Source organism: Aliidiomarina sp. (assembly GCF_022565475.1).
Taxonomy (GTDB): Bacteria; Pseudomonadota; Gammaproteobacteria; order Enterobacterales; family Alteromonadaceae; genus Aliidiomarina.
On record NZ_JAIUMR010000008.1, the window covers coordinates 100615 to 121175 of the forward strand.

Annotated in this window: 14 protein-coding genes; 5 read left to right on the forward strand and 9 right to left on the reverse strand. The window is 49.9% G+C overall.

The window, feature by feature from the left end:
* Positions 1–14: 14 nt before the first annotated feature.
* Positions 15–1100 (reverse strand): cysteine synthase A, encoded by a 1086-nt coding sequence (locus LAT77_RS08570; protein ID WP_290564142.1) that lies wholly within the window; start codon positions 1098–1100, stop codon positions 15–17.
* Positions 1101–1410: 310 nt separating this feature from the next.
* On the opposite strand from LAT77_RS08570, the gene LAT77_RS08575 reads away from it, so the two are divergent.
* Positions 1411–1620: a cold-shock protein gene (locus LAT77_RS08575; RefSeq protein WP_126792671.1), complete on the forward strand. Its 210-nt coding sequence runs from the start codon at positions 1411–1413 to the stop codon at positions 1618–1620.
* A 99-nt stretch (positions 1621–1719) separates the two neighbouring features.
* On the opposite strand, the gene LAT77_RS08580 is transcribed toward LAT77_RS08575, so the two are convergent.
* From LAT77_RS08580 to LAT77_RS08590, 3 genes are read right to left on the reverse strand one after another with little or no spacing between them, the layout of a single operon-like run.
* Entirely contained in the window at positions 1720–4860 is a 3141-nt protein-coding gene (locus LAT77_RS08580; protein ID WP_290564143.1) for an efflux RND transporter permease subunit, read from the reverse strand.
* 3 nt (positions 4861–4863) lie between these two features.
* Entirely contained in the window at positions 4864–5955 is a 1092-nt protein-coding gene (locus LAT77_RS08585) for an efflux RND transporter periplasmic adaptor subunit (protein ID WP_290564144.1), read from the reverse strand.
* A 40-nt stretch (positions 5956–5995) separates the two neighbouring features.
* Positions 5996–7915 carry a hypothetical protein gene (locus tag LAT77_RS08590; RefSeq protein ID WP_290564145.1) on the reverse strand — a complete coding sequence of 640 codons (1920 nt, stop codon included), beginning with the start codon at positions 7913–7915 and terminating at the stop codon, positions 5996–5998.
* 183 nt (positions 7916–8098) lie between these two features.
* Between LAT77_RS08590 and LAT77_RS08595 the strand changes: the two genes are divergently transcribed.
* Entirely contained in the window at positions 8099–10150 is a 2052-nt protein-coding gene (locus tag LAT77_RS08595) for a BCCT family transporter (RefSeq protein ID WP_290564146.1), read from the forward strand.
* 374 nt (positions 10151–10524) lie between these two features.
* Here LAT77_RS08595 and LAT77_RS08600 read toward each other — a convergent pair whose 3' ends face one another.
* Complete coding sequence (locus tag LAT77_RS08600; RefSeq protein WP_290564147.1) at positions 10525–11337, reverse strand: DUF2884 family protein; 813 nt, start codon at positions 11335–11337, stop codon at positions 10525–10527.
* A gap of 175 nt (positions 11338–11512) precedes the next feature.
* On the reverse strand, positions 11513–13195 hold the full coding sequence (locus tag LAT77_RS08605) for a Zn-dependent hydrolase (RefSeq protein WP_290564148.1): 1683 nt from the start codon (positions 13193–13195) through the stop codon (positions 11513–11515).
* A gap of 91 nt (positions 13196–13286) precedes the next feature.
* Here LAT77_RS08605 and LAT77_RS08610 point away from each other — a divergent pair, with 91 nt between their 5' ends.
* From LAT77_RS08610 to LAT77_RS08620, 3 genes are read left to right on the forward strand one after another with little or no spacing between them, the layout of a single operon-like run.
* Entirely contained in the window at positions 13287–13730 is a 444-nt protein-coding gene (locus tag LAT77_RS08610) for a gamma-glutamylcyclotransferase family protein (RefSeq protein WP_290564149.1), read from the forward strand.
* A 6-nt stretch (positions 13731–13736) separates the two neighbouring features.
* Positions 13737–14744 (forward strand): amidoligase family protein, encoded by a 1008-nt coding sequence (locus LAT77_RS08615; RefSeq protein WP_290564150.1) that lies wholly within the window; start codon positions 13737–13739, stop codon positions 14742–14744.
* 9 nt (positions 14745–14753) lie between these two features.
* Positions 14754–15647, forward strand: coding sequence for a prenyltransferase (locus LAT77_RS08620; RefSeq protein ID WP_290564151.1), 894 nt, complete (start codon positions 14754–14756; stop codon positions 15645–15647).
* 8 nt (positions 15648–15655) lie between these two features.
* Here LAT77_RS08620 and LAT77_RS08625 read toward each other — a convergent pair whose 3' ends face one another.
* From LAT77_RS08625 to LAT77_RS08635, 3 genes are read right to left on the reverse strand one after another with little or no spacing between them, the layout of a single operon-like run.
* Entirely contained in the window at positions 15656–17284 is a 1629-nt protein-coding gene (locus LAT77_RS08625; RefSeq protein ID WP_290564152.1) for a hypothetical protein, read from the reverse strand.
* An 11-nt stretch (positions 17285–17295) separates the two neighbouring features.
* Positions 17296–18924: a hypothetical protein gene (locus LAT77_RS08630; protein ID WP_290564153.1), complete on the reverse strand. Its 1629-nt coding sequence runs from the start codon at positions 18922–18924 to the stop codon at positions 17296–17298.
* A 5-nt stretch (positions 18925–18929) separates the two neighbouring features.
* Positions 18930–20540, reverse strand: a complete 1611-nt coding sequence (locus tag LAT77_RS08635; protein ID WP_290564154.1) for a hypothetical protein — start codon at positions 20538–20540, stop codon at positions 18930–18932.
* Between the last annotated feature and the right edge of the window lie 21 nt (positions 20541–20561).

Genomic DNA, 20561 nt, shown 5'->3' on the forward strand with positions numbered 1-20561 from the left:
TAGGTTAGGGTTGGTTAGTTGACCTGCCAATCCCTGCGTTCAACTTTCAATGCCCGTGAGCGAGCAGCTCGATAACGCCCTTTTAACGCGTCTATCGGCTCTGGCTCCGGGTTTAAGTCTCTACTACGCAAGTACTCAGGGTTATAAAGCTTGGAGATACTGCGCTCACCAAGATCACAAGCAAAGGTGACAATCGTTTTCCCAGGCTCATGTTGCAGCGCCGCAAACAATGCGCCGGCAACATTCAAAGCCGAACTACTTCCAAGCACAATGCCGTCCTGTTCGCGTACATATGAGGCAATACTGACAAGGTCTTGATCCGGCAAGTTGAGTGCATAGTCGATTTTGGCATGGCGGAAGTTTTCAACTAAACGCATGATGCCAATTCCCTCGGTCATCGAGCCACCTGTGGCCCGATACTCACCACTACGCAAGAACTCGTAAACGCCGGAGCCGTCGGGGTCAATCATCCATACTTCAAGCTCTGGTTTTTGTTCTTTCAAAAATTTTGAATTGCCCGCTAAAGTCCCGCCTGTACCGGCAACTGAAACTAAGATATCGATTGCGCCATCGGTTTGTTGCCAAATTTCTGGCCCCGTTTGCAGGTAGTGCGCTCGCATATTGCTGGTATTTTCAAACTGGTTCGCCCACCAATAACTCGGGTTTTCCTCGGCAAGGCGGCGGGCGGTGTGGTAGAAGTGGTTTTCGTCGCGAAAAGGTACGGGTGGCACCGTCATTAAACGTCCACCGTGCAGTTCGATCATGCGCGTTTTTTCTGGTGTTTGGTCATTGGGCATTACCACTAACAAATCAAAGCCGAGGGATTTCGCCACCACCGCTAAGCCAATCCCTGTGTTCCCCGCGGTGCCTTCAACGATAGTCATACCTGGCTTTAATTCACCGCGTTCCATCGCATCTTGAACAAGTTGCAGCGCTGCTCTGTCTTTAATCGAGCCGCCTGGGTTTTGAAATTCACACTTCAGATAAATATTCGAACCCGACAACTTTGATAACGACGGAATTAATAATAAATCGGTATTACCGATCAGTTCTGCTTGCGAACGGGCACGCCTTAATCCAACCATAACCACCTCATTCATTCCCTACTACGGACTTGCTCCACAGCTCAATATGCATGGAGGCTACTATAGCAAAGGCATGCGAACAAATGCAGTGATAGTAAGCTTTGGCTTCAGAATATTTCTGCATAATTAATAATCAACAAAAGGCGTGGCGACTTCAAAATCTGCGGTGTATACTTGTTCCTGCTTGTAAGCAGCTCGTTTTGAACGCTGGAACGATATCTTCTTGGAAGTCCTCGTCTATAGCCTCTCAATCTAGCTGTCGAACAGCATTAAGTTCGCTGGCTTATGGTCAGCAGTTTCATTTTAAAGAAAGTTAGGAAAGGCTATGTCTGATATCGTTACTGGTACCGTTAAGTGGTTCAACGAATCGAAAGGTTTTGGTTTTCTTGAGCGCGCCGGCGGTCCAGATGTGTTTGTTCACTTCAGCGCCATTCAAGGTGACGGCTTCCGCACCCTGACTGAAGGCCAGAAAGTTCAGTTCACGATCACGCAAGGCCAGAAAGGCCCACAAGCTGAGAACGTAACTGTTGTTTAGTCATGTCATTGTTTGACATGACCGTTTTGACATCCGTCAGTCAACAACGTTTACAGACAAACAATTCAAATAATGGTCGGCGTTCAGCCGACCATTATTTTATGCGGTGTTACCGCGCTTGCTAGTTAAAAAAGCCACCAAGCGTTCAGCGACGCCATTAACAATCAGGTAGAAGGCAGGAACGACGAAAAGAGTCAGCAGCATCGCACTGAGCAGGCCGCCGACCACGGTCAACGCCAGTGGGTGCATAATTTCTGCACCTTCACCAATGCCGAGCGCCAACGGCAACATACCGAGCACGGTGGTTAGCGTCGTCATTAAAATAGGTCGCAAGCGTACACTCGCGGCTTGCAGCACCGCCTCATGCATCGACAGTTGCTCGTCACGACGGCCTTTCTCAATATATTCCACCAGTAAAATGGCGTTATTGACGACAATCCCAATCAACAAGACCACGCCGATGAGTACTGGCGCTGACAAGGCTGTGCTCGTCAGTTTTAAGATACTGACAACACCAACCAGCGCCAGCGGTGCTGCGGTCAAAATTACCAAAGGATTGGTTAATCGTTCATATTGCACCGCCATGACCACGAACACTAGGAACAGTGCCAAAAAGACCACCGTTCGCAATTCGCGATTGGTTTCTTGGATGGTTTCCCATTGACCGGCATAAATCAAACTGAACGACTCCGGCAATTCGAAACCTTCCATGCGGGCGTCGACTTCTGCCATGATACTGGCCACGTCATTGACTGCCGTATTGATATCACCATTAATTCGAACAACTCGATTTTGATTTTCACGTTCAATATGGGCTGGCCCCTCACCGAGCTGAAAACTCGCGACATCACGCAGCAATACCGGCGCACCTTGCACGCGATCAAGTAGCAAATTACCTAAGACTTCTTCGTCATTGACCTGATCGCGCGGTAAACGCACGCGCACATCGTATTCATATTGACCATCTCGGAAGTACGACGGTACGGCACCGTCAACAGCAAATCGCACCGCACGACCAATTTCAGAAACCCGCAAGCCTAAATCTGCCGCGCGCTCGCGATCGACGATAATCCGCATTAATGGGCTTTGATCTTCACGTCCCACTTCAACCCCTTCGAGCCCGGGAATACCTTGCAGCAGCGCTGCTATTTCGCGTGCGGTTTCGCGTAAATCACGCAATTCATCACCGACCACACTAATTGAGAAGTCCGCGCCACCTGGGCTAAATTGCAATCCGCGAATGGATGGCGGCCGCACACTGATACGGGCGCCTGGCAAGTCTAAAGCGTCGAGCCGCTGCTGCGCTTCGGCAACCCACTGACCTGCGGTCATGTCCGGTCGTTCGCGCGAGGGCGTGAGTTGAACTCGAATATTACTGGTACCAGGCCGTTCGTTAATAATACCGCCACCTAAATGACCACCAACCAAGGCGAACATGGTTTCAACATGCGGCATATCCATAATGACTGCTTCAATTTGGCGCGCCGCCTCGTCAGTTTCCAGCGGCGGCGTACCGCTCGGTAGCACCAGACGCACACTCACGCCACCGTCATCAACTTGCGGTAAAAACTCGTTCCCTAAGTCGCTGCCAACATTCACAATCACAACCACACCGGCAATAGCGGCAGCGACCACCATGTAGCGCCATCGCAACAGCTTCGCTAATGCTTTGACATAAATGGTTTGCAACCAGCCAATAAAACGCGCAAACCCACGAACGAGCCAACTGTTTTCAAAACCACTTTGCCAACTAATTTTGGCAAGCAAGGCCGCTAATGCCGGAATAAGTGTCAGTGCTGCGGCCAAGGTCGCTAATATCGCGAAAGAAATGGTTAGAATTAATTCTCGGAAAATCATCGAAGCATAACCGGTGATCAACAGAAACGGCAAAACCGCTGCTAAGTTGGTTAAGGTACCCGCTGTGATTGCCGAAGACACTTCAGCCGCGCCTTGTTCAGCGCTTTCATCAATGCTCTGAGATTCATCCTTTTGATGGCGAAAAATGTTTTCTAACATGACGATGGCGTTATCGAGCAACAACCCAACCCCAAGCGCAAGACCGCCTAAACTGATGACATTGAGAGTGAGGCCGCTAGCCCCCATGAGTGCAAAGGTTGCAAGGACCGCAACAGGAATGGATAAACCGACCACAAAGCTTTTGCGCAAGGAGCCCAAAAACAGCATAACCATGAGCATCGCTAATACACCACCTAAAACGGCTGCAGTGCCGACACTACTAATAGCTCCGCGAATAAAATAAACCGGATCGTCAATCGGTTGAAAACGAATATCAGCAGGTAAAAAGCCGCTTCGGTCCAATTGTAGCATAAGGCTTTGCACGGCTTCGACGACATCCACCGTATTCGCTTCCGGTAACTTGGTCAGCGAAACCTGCACCGCTGGAGTACCGTTTAAACGGGAAAATAGACGCTGCTCACGAAAGCCGTCACGGACCTCAGCAACTTCACTGAGGCGAATACGTTGATCAGAACCGGGAATTTGTAACAGAAGATTAGCGACATCCTCTTCTGAAGTCAGCATGCCATCGGTTTTTGCCATCACATCAAAACTTGCAGAGGTCATCCAACCTGCCGCTACATCGATATTTTCCATCGCTAACAAGTCGACAATATCCTGCATGCGCAAGCCGAAAGCGCGAAGGCGCTGCTGATCGACAATGACTTCCATTTCGCGTTGTAACCCGCCGGCAACTTCAACACCTGCAACACCATGAATTGACACCAGTTGTGGCGTAAGTTGATTGACGACCCAATCACGCACCGCGACTTCACTGCGCACCGTTGAACTGAAGCCTGCTTGCCAGACTGGGTCTTGTGACGGATCTCGTTTATACAGGCGCGGAGGTTCGGCATCAGGCGGCAATTGTGTCCGTGCTAACTCAAGCAGTCTTCCGGCATCCTGAAGGGCAAGGTCGAGGTTGGTACCGAGCTCGAAATGCAAATTTACATTGGTTCTTCCTTCCGAGGCCCGACTATCAATGAGCACCAGATTCTCGACGGCGGCGAGATTCCTTTCGAGCACGCGCGTCACTTGCTCTTCCATCACCTCAGGCGCAACGCCTGGATGATTCACAGTGACTGTAATTTGCGGGTATTCAATATGCGGCAGGAGGTCAACCGGCAGGCGTTGCACGAAGAACAAACCGAGGACGAGAATAACGGCTGTCAGTGACAGCGTCCCGATGGGACGACGGATGGCTTGACTGCTGAGCCCACGCATCCGCTAACCTCGCCAATTCACAATGCGCACGCGGGTGCCGTCGCGCATATCAATCGGATTGGTTGCTAAGACAACGGCACCAGCGTCAATGCCATCGACCACTTCAGTCCATTGGCCGCGAGTAATCCCGGTTTGAATGATCACGCGCGTCAAACGGTCATCGATCACTTGATAAACATAGCGGTCGGTGCCGTCCTCACCAATCGCAGCAGCCGGTACCGCCAGCGAATCGGGACGCGAGTCCACAATCAAAGGTAAACGCGCTAGAAAACCTGGGCGAACACCGCGTTCGTAACTATCACTTGGCAGCAATACTTCGACATGAATTAAACGACTCTCTGCATCTGCTGCAGGGAAAATACGACGAATGCTGCCGGTGATTGTTTCATCGGGCAATGCGTCAAGCCGCACTGGCACTTCCTGCCCCACGGTCAAATGCCGCACATCGCGTTCGGAAACGCCCGGTAAGATCACTAACTCGTCCATTTTCGCGAGCACAAATAATGGCTCCCGTGGCTCAACCGCTTCGCCTTCCTGAATATAGCGCGCAGTGATCACGCCGTCTGTGGGCGCAGTAATGACGCCAAAAGACAGACGTGTTTGCCACAAATCCCGTTCTGCGGTGGCAGCCGCATAGCTAGCTTCCGCTCGCTCCAGTTCCGCCCGCGCTATCGTTTGGGTATCGCTGAGCTGACGAATACGCTCAAGTTCTAACCGCGCTTCTTGCGCTCGGGCTTGCGCACGATTCAATTCCGCTTGTTGCTCGGCGACATCGAACTCAGCCAGACGTTGGCCTTGCGTGACATAGTCTGATTCTTCAACGGCAATCGAATTCACCATCCCTTGCGCCCGGCTATTGAGATTGACAACAACACGCGGTTGCACCGTCGCCGACAAATTTAATTGTCGCGACAGATCTCGTGGCACAACTTCGTAAGCTGCTATCGGCGTTCTTGGTTGTTCACCTGCAGAGCTATTTTGCTCAGTTTGCTCGGAGCAAGCAGTCAGCAAGAGCAAGGTTGCTGCCGCGCTAAGCAAAGCAATAAACAAAGTCAGTCGCCGAAATTTTTGCGGTTCACCTTTTAGTGTGGTCATAAACTTATTACACCGGTTTGCAGAAAATTGTTCAATTCTTTTAGGCCTGTGTACCTTGTAACACGATGAGTTGTGTATTTGCGGTGACATTCACCTGCTCGTTTAACGGTGGATTCATCACAGTTCGGCCATCGGGTTGTTGATAGCCAAGTAACACAGCCTGCTGAGCGAGTGCATGTTCGCGCAGTTCCGCAATGGTCACCGAGCGCTGTAACGCGGGTGGTGCGTAGCGAATGCCCATACGCGCACCTTCGGAACTCAGAAGCTGCTCATACACCGTATGTAGTTGCGGATAAACCGCGACTTGAGCAAGCACGTGCGAAACCACCACGGAACTGACTAACACTTCGTTATGGCTGTGGTCAACATAGGCTTCATTACTCGGGTCGTGCAGCTCGACCATGATGTGCGGACGAAGGTCTGGGTTCCCCTGCGCCAGCAAGTAATCGAGCACCATGAATGCGACAATACTGCGAGCGTCGGCTTCCTCGCCCGTGCCTAAACGGTCACTACTAAACAACATCACGGCATCATATTGATGGGGTTTCAATTCTTTTAGCACGGCTTCAAGGGTGTAGTCTGCTTCGCGCCAATTGATTTGTAACGGCATCTCGTCTTGACCATTTAACCCCCAACGCTGCTGTAATTTTCGCTGGCGCTCGTCAATACTCGACGTTGACACCGACGTTACCGCAAATTCAGTGCGTTGATCGGCAATGAACTGCTCAAGTAAAGCAGGCACACGGTTGTTCCAACCAAGCAACAACACTTTACTTTGGCGTGGACGTGGCGGCGTTAACAACAGCTGCGGGGTGGCTATCCGCTTATGCGTCGCTGAACCATTGCGATGTTGAATGTCGCGAACGCGACCAGCTAAGTATAGAATCTCATCGCCCGCTTTAAGCATAAAGTCTGCGGGCGGCGCTAAATAGGAGTGCTGCTCACCATTCACTTCGCGCAAGACACCACATGGTGTCACGTACAAAGCACTGGCATACACCTGTTGCCATTTTTTGCCGACAAAGTTAGCGGCAGTAACAGGAATAAATTGCGGCTGATCCGCATCGACCAACAATGCGTTCACGGCACCCGAAAGTCCCGGATACAAGGTACTACGCATCAAAATGCGTGCAATTAAGAGATCGGATGCCACCACTTCTAGCGGCCCACGGTAGGTGTGGCGAGCGATTGCGATTTTCTGTGCGTCCTGTAACTCAATAATCACCCGCGGCGGCAAGGTCGTCAGCTGCTGCGCTTGCAAAGATAACAAGACTTTGATGGCGTCCGCGTCGGCACTTAAGGTCTGCTCAGCGAAGTTCCCTCGTGATGGCACAATTATGGTTTGCGCTTCTTGCACCGCGACTCGTTGCAGATGGTCTGGATTGAGTAGTGACCCAGACCGTAAAACCACACGCCGACGCTGCTTGGTCGACCAAGGTTGAGCAAGAACCTCTTCACTTGGACCTTCGGTAATGTTATCGGCTAATACGGCGATGCGATTGACTAAAGTCGCGGGAACTTCTGGGTGAATCAATTCATTAACCACCGGAATTGAGCGCGACGTCCAACCGAGAATAACCGTGTGTTGGCGAAATGAAACCGGGGTCTGCCCTAGCTCAAATCGACGCATTTGGCGAAAGAGCCATTGGGTCATAATTGCCACTAAGGTACCCATAAACAACACATAGCCGGCGACGGTGAGAAGTGTGGAGATAATGCGTCGCGAGGTGCCCTCGTCGTCACCTAGGTAACCCGGATCGGTTAAACGTAAAAATGACCACCAGAGTTCCTCTGCAATTCCGGCGTCACTGCGCGCAAACACAAAGACTAAAAAGCCCCCAAACACCGCAACTGCAGCGACAACTCCCCAAGCCAAGAGTAGCTGCAACAGCGCACCGCCTCCGAGCATGCGCTCAAGCCAATACTTTAATCGCCCAACCGTACTTGAACGCAAACTCATACTGATTTCCTTATAATTTTTTTTCCTCGGTCAGTTTAGCAGGAAAATTAATCATTCAATTGCTAGTTTCTTAATTAATCTGGGGGCGCGCCAGATTTCAACTTGTGATTTCACTTCAGACTGCTAGTGTAAATAGGTATGCCACCAGAATAATAAACGATTGCCACAACAAGGAGTCTTTGCATGACCGCAAAAAGCAATTCGCGTTGGAAATCGATGCTGCTGATGCCGGTGTTCATTCCCGCTGTCGCTGTCATTACCCTGTTAGTGATTGGAACTCTGTCAAACCCTGAGTTAGCCGGTGAGTTCTTCTCGGCGACACTGGCTCGCATTACCGAAGATTTCGGTTGGTTCTACATGCTTGCAGTTGCCCTATTTTTAATGTTTATCGTCATCGTTGGTATTTCCAAGTGGGGACGAATCAAGCTGGGCCCTGATCACGCCGAGCCGGAATATAGTTTCTTGTCTTGGTTCGCCATGTTGTTTTCAGCCGGCTATGGTATCGCCCTGCTCTTTTTCGGTGTTTCCGAGCCGGTCTTGCATTATGCCAGCCCGCCTGAAGGCGCCGCGTTAACTGTCGACGCCGCAAAACAAGCGATGCAAATCTCCTATTTCCACTGGGGTTTCCATATTTGGGCTATCTATGGTCTGGTGGGCTTAGTTTTGGCCTATTTTTCGTTCCGCCACGGACTGCCGCTGTCCATGCGCTCAACGTTATATCCGATCATTGGCGAGAAAATTCATGGCCCAGCCGGCCATGCCGTCGACACCTTTGCAATTCTTGGCACCATGTTTGGTATTGCCACAACCTTGGGTCTTTCGGTCATTCAAATTAATGCTGGCTTAAATTACATTTGGCCGACCATTCCGGTGTCCACCATCGTCCAAGTCATTGTCATCTTTGTCATCACCTTGATGGCTATTGCCTCGGTTGTTGCGGGTTTGGATAAAGGGGTCAAACGCCTATCCATTGTGAATATGACCTTGGTCATGTTCCTATTGTTATTCGTGTTCTTTGCCGGACCTACCGTACATATTCTTGAGACTTTCTTGCAGAACACAGGTAGCTATCTCAATTACATTGTTGAGCGTACCTTTAATTTGCAGGCCTATAGCCGCAGTGACTGGATCGGCAACTGGACCTTGTTCATCTTTGGTTGGACAATTGCCTGGGCACCATTCGTTGGTCTCTTTATCGCCAAAATCAGTCGTGGCCGCACCATTCGCCAATTTGTCTTTGGCGTTATGTTAGTTCCAACTATCTTTACCTTTTTCTGGTTCTCGGTGTTTGGTGACACCGCGTTACACATGATCATGAACGAAGGTCTCGATACCCTGATTGCCGACGTGCAGGCGGACCAGGCTATTGCGCTGTTCAAGTTGTATGAGAATCTGCCATTGACCAGCATTCTCTCGTTTGTCACCGTCGTGCTGATCATGACATTCTTTGTCACCTCATCCGACTCAGGCTCGCTGGTTATCGACTCGTTAGCCTCCGGTGGTCGCATGGACACGCCTGCTTGGCAGCGGGTGTTCTGGGCAAGCTCAGAAGGGATTGTTGCTGCCGTGCTGTTACTTGCTGGCGGACTCACTGCCCTGCAAACTGCGGCAATTGCCAGTGCACTGCCGTTCGCCATTATTATGCTATTGGCGGCCGTTGGCATGTGGCGAGCGTTGGTTATCGAAGGTCACCAATTCGACAGTTTGAAGAGTGCTGCAAAAATTCACCGTCGTGGCGTTCATTCTGGTGCCAACTACTGGAAAAAACGCTTAGCGGGCCTGGTTGACTATCCGAGTAAAGCCAAAGTCGAAACCTTTATTCGCGAAACTTGTAAAGACTGTCTCGAAGAAGTACGAGCAGAGCTTGAGTCACAAAAATGGCAAGCAGAAGTATCACTCGAAGAGGATCCGACTCGAGTTGTTCTTCACGTCGACCGTGCTGACGCTGATTTCACCTACGAAATCCGCATTCGTGGCTATGCCCGCCCAGAGTTTGCAATGTTGCAGAAACGCACAGAAAGTGACGAATACTTCCGTGCTGAAGTCTTCCTCCGTCAGGGTGGTCAAGCGTACGATGTCTATGGTTTTGAAAAGGCTGATATCATTAACGATGTACTCAACCAATTCGAAAACTATTTGGCATTCCAGCACCACTCGCCAAGCTCATTACCTTGGGACGTGGCACAACATGACGACGACCTCAATCTTGACGAAGAGCCAGAGGTGAAGAGCTAGTTGCGGCTGATGCGCTGCGAACCTTGTGGCTGACGCGCTTAGCGTGTTAGCTGCTTGGTTGAGAGCCTAGCTGCTTGTTAGCTGCGGTTGGAAGCGAGGCTGCTCGTTCTCAGAGTATATGAGGCATGGATGCCGAATATAAGCCCCCAGGGATGGGTTTACGGCGTCTCTGAGAATGAGTAGGCCGATTTCGAACCAAGTAGCTTGTTAGCTGCGGTCGGAAGCGCGGCTGCTCGTTCTCAGAGTATATGAGGCATGGATGCCGAATATAAGCCCCCAGGGACGGGTTTACGGCGTCTCTGAGAATGAGTAGCCCGATTCCAAACCAAGCAGCTAACAGGCTAAGCGGCCCTGCAGCTCAGCCCAACATCAGCTTATGGCAGTAAACGATAATCGCCGAACGCTGGGTAGGTTTCAGAGAGATAGTCTTCCGTGGCTCGAAGTTCAGTTAAACGAGTGCAGAAATAGTCGCTGCGTGCTTCGATGTCTGCGCCCCAAGCTTCCATTTCGGTTTCAAGGTTCGCCGCCATGGTTTCCATCCGTTGTTCGAATTCGTCGATACCACGTTGACCACGAATTAACATGCGTCCCACCATCATTAACATCGAGCCTTTTGCGTTGGTGATCAAATCTTCCATCTCTTCTTCAATGGTGGCCCCGATCCGATCGCCAAACGCGTCCAATTGCGTCCCCTGCACCACAAACATGCCGTTGTCTTCGTAGGCAATCATGGCGAGATCATCACGTAATCGATCAGTCAGCTTATCCATCCGACGGACAATCCGATGACGCTTACCGAACATCTCACCAAAGGTCATGGTTAATGCATAGTTCGTCATCTCGAGCGCTTCATCCAACACTTCAACGATAAACTTCGTTTGTTCAGCAAGGCCATCTTTATAGGCCACAAAGTGGGCACGATCGGCATCCGCAACTGCAATCGCTTGTCCGTTCACATAAACCTGACCATCGGCGTGAATCCGAAACACTTCATTCGTTCCTTCACGCAAAGTTAATGCTTCAGGGCTGATATAAAGATCTTTATCGAGCGACATATTGCAGCCGTTGCCATGGTCAATGACCTGAAAGGCATTGGTTGTCGATTTGACCGCTGGCGCTTTCGGCTCCGCTGGAGGCTCGATCGCCATGGTTTGAAGTCCGCTTAACATTACTAGTGTTGTAATCATGATCGTTTCCTTATTCGCAGTAAATTGTTTTGAGATCTTTGCATGATTAATACAGAGCAAACTTCGTGCCCAAACTTATAAACTTATGAAATATATAAAAAAGCCGAAGCTTAAACGCTTCGGCTTTTATGGTGTATTTGGCTAAACCTTGGTGAATTTCTACATTTCGCAGGTTTTATAAGCCAATTTGCGCCTTACCTTGGTTAAACACAATATCAACTGGAATGTTCGCTGCAGACAAGCGATCAAGGTCAGCTTGAAGTTGAGCACCGACGCCCCCCTTATCACGGAATAATGCCGCCACACCTTCATAGTCACCGTCACCCTGCAAGCGCAAAATCAGCTCAGACAAACTGTTCATTGCCTCTCGCATATTGTCCATATCGACACTGTAATAGCCGTTTTCGTCATGAATAAACGCGCCTTTCTCGGCAAAATAGTTAAAGCGAATCATGTTGGCTTGCCCGTGCGCACTCGACGCACCGAAGCGTACGGAGCGGAAGATTCCAGCAAGGAAAGTTACATAATAGTCTTCTAGCTGTCCTTCGGTTAGCACGCCTGCTTCGAGTAACTGGGTAACCATGTATAAGCCAAGAATATCCGCTTTGCCTTCTTCTAACGGTGCTGCGTATTCACGCAAGGCTTGACGCACTGTGCTGCGGCCATCAATGGTATTCTTGATACCAAGTCCGTGAGCGACTTCATGGAACATGGTGTTTGCGAAAAACGCATCGAAGGTAATGTGATCACGCTGATCTGGATGAATCAGTTCGTCAGCAATCGGCAACAAGATTTCGTCGAACTTGGCCCGCATTGCGTTTTTCAGCTGCGAACGGCGAGTGCCTTTCGCCAGCTGAACTTCTTCGTCATTCGGCAAGTTCACGGCAATCGTTTTACTGCCTGCGTTGGAATGACCAGCGTAGTAGACAATGTCATAAGCGTTGAGCTGCGCTTCTGCACCCGGCTCTTCGGCTTTATACTCGTCAGCAACCGGTAGACCACGTTGCAACGCGGGTAGGTGCTCTGCATAAACCGCAAGACGCTCGCTCCACTCGAGGTCTTTGACTAATACGTACGCCTCAAACCCTGCCTTGTAACCGAACAAGCGATCTTCATAGGTTTCAATTGGACCAATGATCACATCAATCACACTGTCAGTGACATCCATCCAAGCATAGTCCGACGGCTGATAATCATCGGTCAAGAATGCATCGGCGCGCATGACTAGGTACTCTGCGAACTTCTCGTCATCGGCAACTGCAGCCGCTGCGCGTAAAATTGCTGCTGCTTGTTCGAGCTTGTCACGGTATTTTTCAGAGTAAGCAACCGTATACAATTCACCGGCGTCATTGCGGCGAATTAAGGTGTACAAGTCATCCTTACCCACTAAATCAGCAGCATCGAACTCTTCCCGACTCATGTCGGCAGGATAGTAATTTGCGCCAGCAGGCTTCGGGCCGTACCCTTGCAAGAAGGGTTGCATATTGTTCAAACGATCCCATGGGCCGTAGTTAATTTCAGCAAACTGACGCACTTTCGGATCCGGAATACGCGATAAAAACTCTTGGCGATCACCCGGATATGCCTGCATCCAGAAGAGTTCATCCATAATGTCAGCGGCGTCAATTAAGAGACTTACCAGCTCTTTTTGAGCGTCCGTTAAATGCGAAATGTCGACACCCATTTCAACCGGTACATAGATATCTAGACGCTCCTGAGCAGATGGCATCAAGACAAAAGCTTCCGGCTCAGCTGACACGTCGGGTGTTTGCGGTGCTTGGCCGCAGGCGGTTAACAACAGTGCTGCGCCAACGGCTATTGCAGCACTAGAACGAGCAAATTTAGCAAGTGTACGCATGGGTTTTTCCTCTTGGTTGTTCCCATCTTCTATTTGTAATCACAACTCCTGCATGATACACAAAAACAACACGAAATATACGGGGGCCAAGGTGACAAAAATAACAACGGTACTCATCATCGTGATCATCGCAATGGGTGTATGGTGGTGGATTTGGTTAAATCCTTATAGTTTTAATTTTTCGGAAACAACGCTCGACATCGACCCAGAGGCCGAACATCGTGTCTTCGCTTTTGGTACACTGACGAATCCACTCGTGCGCAGTATTGTTATTCGGGGTTACGTGCCAACCGCTCCGGCAGAGCTTGAAGGCTATCGGCGGCATCGTTTAGATTTGTTGCCAGATGATGACGCGGTCACCCAAGGGCGTATTTTTTACGTCACCGCTGCACAATTGCGGCGGCTCGACCGCTACGAGCGTGTCGGTGTGCGCTACGAGCGCTATTTATATTATCTTGCCGATGGCAAGCCAGCTTGGGTTTATCGCCGTATTAGCGAAATTAACCCAGCAGTCGATGCAGCCGATAAGGAGTAGACACTGATGACAAAACCACAACTAATAACGCCTCCCAAGCAAACGAACGCTGACGGTGATGAGCGCACCGTAGGTGTTGAGATTGAGTTTGGTGATTTGAATCTCGAGTCGGCTGCAGAAGTCCTACAAACTTTCCTAGCCAAACAGTGTGACAGCTGTGAGGTCAGCTCGCAGGGCCGTTATGAAAAGACGATCAGTGGTGATTCTGCGGGTGACTGGGTGATTGAGTTTGACTACAGTTACCTGAAGAAGATGGGCCGTGAAGAAGAGCAGGACGAGTTGCGGGCCGCGACGGAAAAGGGTTTAGCTTGGGTTGCTGAAAGTGTGGTGCCCGTAGAAGTGGTAAGCCCACCGTTGCCGCTCTCGCGTTTAGATGAAGTTGAGACGCTCATGGATGATTTGCGTGCAGCGGGTGCCCGCGGCTCTTCTGACAGTTTAGCGTATGCATTTGGTATGCAGCTGAATCCCGAGCTACCGTCGTTAGATAGCCACACAATTATGGCGCACATTAAGGCATTTTTGTGCTTGTATGACTGGTTGCTGGCGCGCATCGATCCAGACATCTCACGACGTATCAGCAACTACATCGACCCATTTCCCAAAGAATATCTCGAGCTCGCCTTGAGCCCTGATTACTGGCCCGATTTAGAAACCTTAATGGACGATTACCTAGAACATAATCCAACCCGTAACCGTGCCCTCGATATGCTGCCGTTATTTCGTCATCTTGATGAAGACAAACTGGTCGCGGCGGTCGATACTCGACTCGTGAAAGCTCGCCCGACTTTTCACTACCGATTACCCGGCTGTGAAATTCACGATCCGAACTGGGGTTTACATAGTGTTTGGAATGACTGGGTAAAAGTGGAACAATTAGCCGCGAACGAGAAATTGCTCAATGATTGTGGTCAAGCGTTTCTGAAGCACCAGAAAAAGTTGTTCGGTAGCTTCGGTAAACAATGGCTACAGCAACTGGAGCAGGACTTTCTGCCGCAACTTGACGAACGAACATAGAAGAATTAGATGCTGAAACTCTCGGATTTTTTGGCAGTCTCGCGAGCGAACTTCCTGACGCTCACCCTTGCCTGCTTATTACTTGCACTCGCTATCGGCTACTACTATTCCGGTTGGCCGCCAACCAGTACACTGGTGTTAGTTACCGTTGTGGCTATTTTTGCGCATGTGAGCGTGAACGCGTTGAACGAATACATCGACTTTCGCAGCGGACTCGACTTCAAAACACGGAAAACAGCATTTAGTGGCGGTAGTGGAACCCTCGTCCGCAATCCGAAAATGGCTCGCTGGGCTTTAATACTAGCGCTAGTGAGCTTGCTTATTGTCACCATCGCTGGTCTCACCATCGTCAACCAATACAGCTTTAGTTTGCTCTGGCTCGGTGTACCTGGTGTCTTGCTCATCCTGCTCTACACCAAACCACTCAACCAAGAGCCAGTGCTGTGCCTCATTGCGCCTGGCGTTGGTTTTGGCTTGCTGATGACGCTCGGCGCCGCTTGGGTGTTTGCGCGGGAACTCAACTTGATGATTTGGGTACTCGCAGTGGTGGTCATGTTGCTGGTGAACAACTTGCTGTTGCTCAATCAATTTCCAGATTGTGAAGCGGACGAGTCGGTCGGCCGCTTCCACTTTCCGATCATGATCGGTCGTCGCCGCAGTGCTTGGCTGTTTTCCGGTCAGTTAGTACTCGCTTACGTTATTCTCATCGTTGCCGTATGGAACCAAGTCATTCCCGATTTGAGTATCTTCGCGCTGCTCTCAGCCGTCCTGGCACCGAAATTAATCAAAGGTGTGCATCGATATGCCAATGACATCCCACAGCTCGTGCCGTTCTTAGGGATCAACGTCGCACTCATTCACGCCTTTATTTTGTTACTCGCATTGGGGATCGCTTTGGACTGAAAGCAGCATTAGGAATCCGTCGGCATATACCGTGACCAAAAGTCTTGCATCACAGCCCGTGCCTCGGCATTGGGCAACACGCCGCTCGTCAAATAACCATGGCCAATCGTGAGTAAGCCCCAGACGGTCGACGACTCATTCAGGTCGTACTCACCTAGTTTTTGTAACGCATCGACAAAACGCTCTTGCGCAACCAAGGCAGCAAAGATAACCCGAATTTCATTCATGTTCGGTTGCGTACCAACAAGTTCAATGGCCTCGTCGACATAACCAGCATCGATAAAATCTTGAAGAACATTAAATGGTGATACCCGAAAAGAGCTGAGCAACTCCTCAAGTTTAGCAGGATCATTGAACAGCACTTGCAAATGGCGTTGACCTGGCTCCTCCTCTCCAAGCACACCGTAAGCGTAGCCCAATGCGTAATGAAACTCAGGTTCTGGAATTCGCACTTCGTCATCGTTCATCTGCGCGGCACTGTCGATCAGCTCGATTGCATGTTGTTCGAGGCCATGCTCAAGCATCTCTTTACTAAACGCACGTACGATTTCAGAGAAATAGTCGGGGTTTTGTAGATAGCTGTAGGTTCGAGCCAAAACGTCTCGTTTGACCTCGGCGAACGTGTTTTCGTCACCGAGAGTGGCAAAGGATTTTAAGAACGCGATGGACAAACGGATATTAATCAACTCGAGTCCTGAAAATGTGGCTAATTGACGATAAGCCTGTAACAAGGCATGGCGCGCCTCGTCAGCACGTTCAAGCCGCAACGCCTGCTGCACTAAATCATGAAAAGAAATTATATTCCGGTAAAAGGTAAACTGATCCTCGTCATAAAGCACGGAAAATGCCCGATCAAACCCATCGAGTATGAAGCTCACCGCTTGCGATTCTCGATTGGCGAGTAAAAGTACGGACACCCACTCAGCAGTGAATCCAAGCAACTCTGTTTCCATCAGCGATAATTCATCGAGTAGACGCTGAGCCGCATAGCGATCATCGCGCTGCAAATACCGTTCAATCAGGATCAAACTGAAGCGGGCAATATAATAGGGTTCGTCAATTTGCTCTAAATGCCGCTCCGCGTCGTCTAGTTGATCTTGCTCGAGATAATACTCAACCAGCCGTGCCCGCGAGTTATTATCAATGATATGGAGCTCAAATAAGTCCTCGACATGATCGCGTAATTGCGCTGTGCGCTCTGTGTTCGGCGTGAATTGACTGACACGCAGTAAACGAAGATAGAACGTCCACTCATTTTGCTCGAAATACGGCTGTAAGCGGCTGATCTCATCGAATTCTGCAAGTAAATTGTCAACCTCGCGATCGACAATCTCGGGCGCCGTTTCACTATCAATCAAGGCCGCAGCAAACTGTAAAAGAAACATCGGACTGTTCTGTCGGAAGTCGCTTTCAGCGAATATAGTTCGCGCTAGTGCATAGGGATGTAAACGCGGGTCTTCAAGGGCTTCGCGCAGGGAGTGTCGCTCGGTGTTAGCTTCACTACGACGCACCTCCGCTACCCGATACTCGCGCTCTTGTAACACCTCGATATCGGCATCCGAATCCATGTCAGAGCACGCGGAAAGTCCTGCAAAAATGATTGCGCATGCTAACCCGCGGCTTAACTGCTTACCCATATCTAAGCTCCCTATTCCATCGGCATATAGCGCGACCAATGGCGCGCCATCAGTTCTCGAGCTTCAGCATTGGGTAACTGACCTCGTTTAAGATAACCATGGGCCACTTGCAGCAGCATGATAATACTAAATACCGGATCAATGTCCTGCTCGGCCGTCACTTGCAAAGCTTCAAGATATCGCTCATGTGTAATCAGCGCGTCAAACAATTGGCGCCTGTTGGTAAACGACGGGTGCGGTCCGATCAGCGACTTCACTTCGTCAATGTAGCCGGCTTCGAGCAGGTAGCTAATCACCACATTTTGGCCAATAGCTGACGAGGTCATCAGTTGTTCGAGCAAGACAAAGTCATCGAATAGCTGTTGTAAATAGGCTTGGCCTTTTTGTTCTTCGCCGAGCAAGCCATAGGCATAGCTCAACAGAAAATAAAGCAATTCGGGCGCAACCCGCTGTTCACTTTCATTAATACCTGCCACGACATCAATGAACTCGAGTCCTAGCGATTCCAGTTCAAGCTCCTGCATCACGTTGCTAAAGCCAAAAACGATAGTGGCGAAATTTTCTTCGTCGTCCAACAAGGCATAAATTCGGCTGAATAGATCGCGTTTCGCTTCCTCCAAAAGCGCAACATCGCCGAGTGCCTCGAAGCCTTGCAAATAAGGTAATGCGCCACGCAATAGGTACCAGTCCCCCGGCGAGTTCTCCAGGCCATAACGATAGCCTTGTATCAGCGCCTCCCGGGCTTCGGTAGCGCGACCGAAATCGAGCAAGTGTTGAATAATCAGTGTGAAATTATGCGCATGAATGAAAAACATATGCGGACTGTCGGACGTCAACGACGCGAGAATAATGTCACGGCGTTCAAGTAAAAAAGACAGGGCTTGTTCACGACGATTCGCCAATAACAGTGTTTCAATCCAATCATCAATTAAGTAGCCGACGCTTTCGGGATCACGACTGAGTTCGTCGACGAGCCGCTGTACGGCACGGTCATTACCCTGCTGAGCATAGGCCTTGATTAAGTCCAAACCAAACGTAACTCGACCGAAGCGATCATCGATTTGTTCGTAATGGCGATGCGCATGCTCCAGTTCACCGCGTTCTGAATAAAATTCAATCATTTGACCACGTGCATCGAGTTCAAATGCGTGCAGCTCTGCATAGTTTTCGACTTGCAAACGTAAACGTTCCGTCCGTTCATGATTGGCGGTACGTTCACTAAAGCGCAACATGCGGATATAGAACACCCAAGGACTCTGTGCATAAAAAGCCTGTTGACGGCTAATCTCATCGAATTCAGTCAGCAGCTGATCAAGCTCACGTTCGACAAGGTCCGGCGCAACGTCTGCGTCAATCAAGGTTGCCGCAAATTGGAACAAAAAGGTCGGTGCTTGCGCTTTCAAGTCACTCTGTTCAAACATCGCTCGAGCTAACGCGTAAGGATGTAAGCGCGGATCGTCGAGCGCTGCGCGTAACGAACTTCGAGTTGTTGTGTTCTCTAATCGCTGCAAGTCAGCACGCAATTGTTCCTGCTGTAACACCTCGATATCAGCCTCAGAGTTGATCTCTGAGCAGGCCGATAAACCGATGACGGTCACCGCAACTGCACATCCGCGACCTATCCATTTTTGTATCACCATTGCGCTCAATTCTCCTTTGCCATCGGCATATACTGTGACCAGTGCTGCGCCATTAATGCACGATCTTGCGCATTAGGCAGCTGACCTTGTTGCAAGTATCCACTGGCGATTCTAAGTAACATAAAAATCGTCATTTCTATTCGAGTCTCATGCTCAGCTGTAAAGGCCAGTGCATCGTTCAATCGTTCACTCGTAATTAAATGCTGCAATACAAGCTGAACATGCGTGAGATCTGGATTTCTGCCGAGCAGCGCTTTCGCTTCATCAATATGCCCGGCCTCCAGTAAGAAAGTAAGCACACCGCTTGGGCCCAGACCTTCTGACGCAAATAACTGTTCGAGCAGAGAAAAGTCATCGAGAAGTGGTTGTAAATAGCGTTTCGCTTTCTCGTTATCGCCGAGCATGCCGTAAGCATAGCTCATCGAAAAATAGAACATCGCCGGCGTTACCTGCAGCTCCTCAGAATTGAACACTGCAATCCTATCGATAAACTCGCGTCCCAAATCCTCGAGTCCCAACTCTTTCATACTCTGGGTAAATTCGAAAATACGCTGCTGAAACCGTTCATCTGAGATAACAAAGGCATACAGGCGATTAAATAGATCGCGTTTGGCCTCTTCGAACAAGGTTTGCTCACCCTGAACTTGAAATCCTTTGAGGTAAGGCAACATACCGCGTAATAAGAACCAATCGCCCGGATGATTTTCTAACCCAAAGTAGTAACTTTGCACCAAAGCTTCGCGCGCTTCAATTTCACGACCAAGCTCACGGAGTAAACGGATAATCATGTTCAAATTCATCGAGTTAGTAAAGAATAACGTCGTTCCCTGCTGCGCGCTCACATTCAAATGCGCATCGCGCATGTCATACAAGAACTCAATCGCTTGCTCTTTGCGGTCGACGAGCAACAGCAATTTTACCCAGTCTTCGATGAGATAGACCAACTCACTCCGACTGCTGTCAAATTCATCAATGAGCTGGTTCGCTTCCGCTATATGACTCTTTTCTGCATAAGCCTTGGCGAGGCTAATCGCGAGTAATACCCTGAGCGTTGAATCTTCAATTTGTTCATAGTTAGGATGCGCGAGTTCAGGTTCACCGATTTCAATATAGAACTCAATCAACTGACTGCGCAGACGTCTCGCCATAGAATCATTGTCCATGTTGGCAATAGACTGTTCCACACGTTGACGCAGTACTTCCGTTCGCTCAGTATTTGCCGTTTTCTGACTTAACCTGAGCATGGTGAGATAAAAAACCTCGGGACTGCGAGTGTAGAAGGACATTTGCCGGCGCATTTCATCAAACTCTTCCAGCAACGTATCGAGCTCCTGATCAACAAGAGCCGGCGCGACATCCGCCGCCACTAATGTTGCCACAAACTGAACGAGAAAGGTCGGCGCTTGAGCTTGCAATTCACTCTGTTCGTAGATGGCACGAGCCAATGCGTAAGGATGGAGGCGAGGATCGTCGAGTGCTTCGCGTAACGAACTTCGAGTTGTTGTGCTCTCTAATCGCTGCAGGTCAGAGCGCAGTTGTTCGTGTTGTTGCAGGATTTCGACTTCAGCACTCGAACCTAAGTCCGAACAACCGATCAGTAAGACAATCAATGGCATAGCCAAGGCACTTCGACGAAA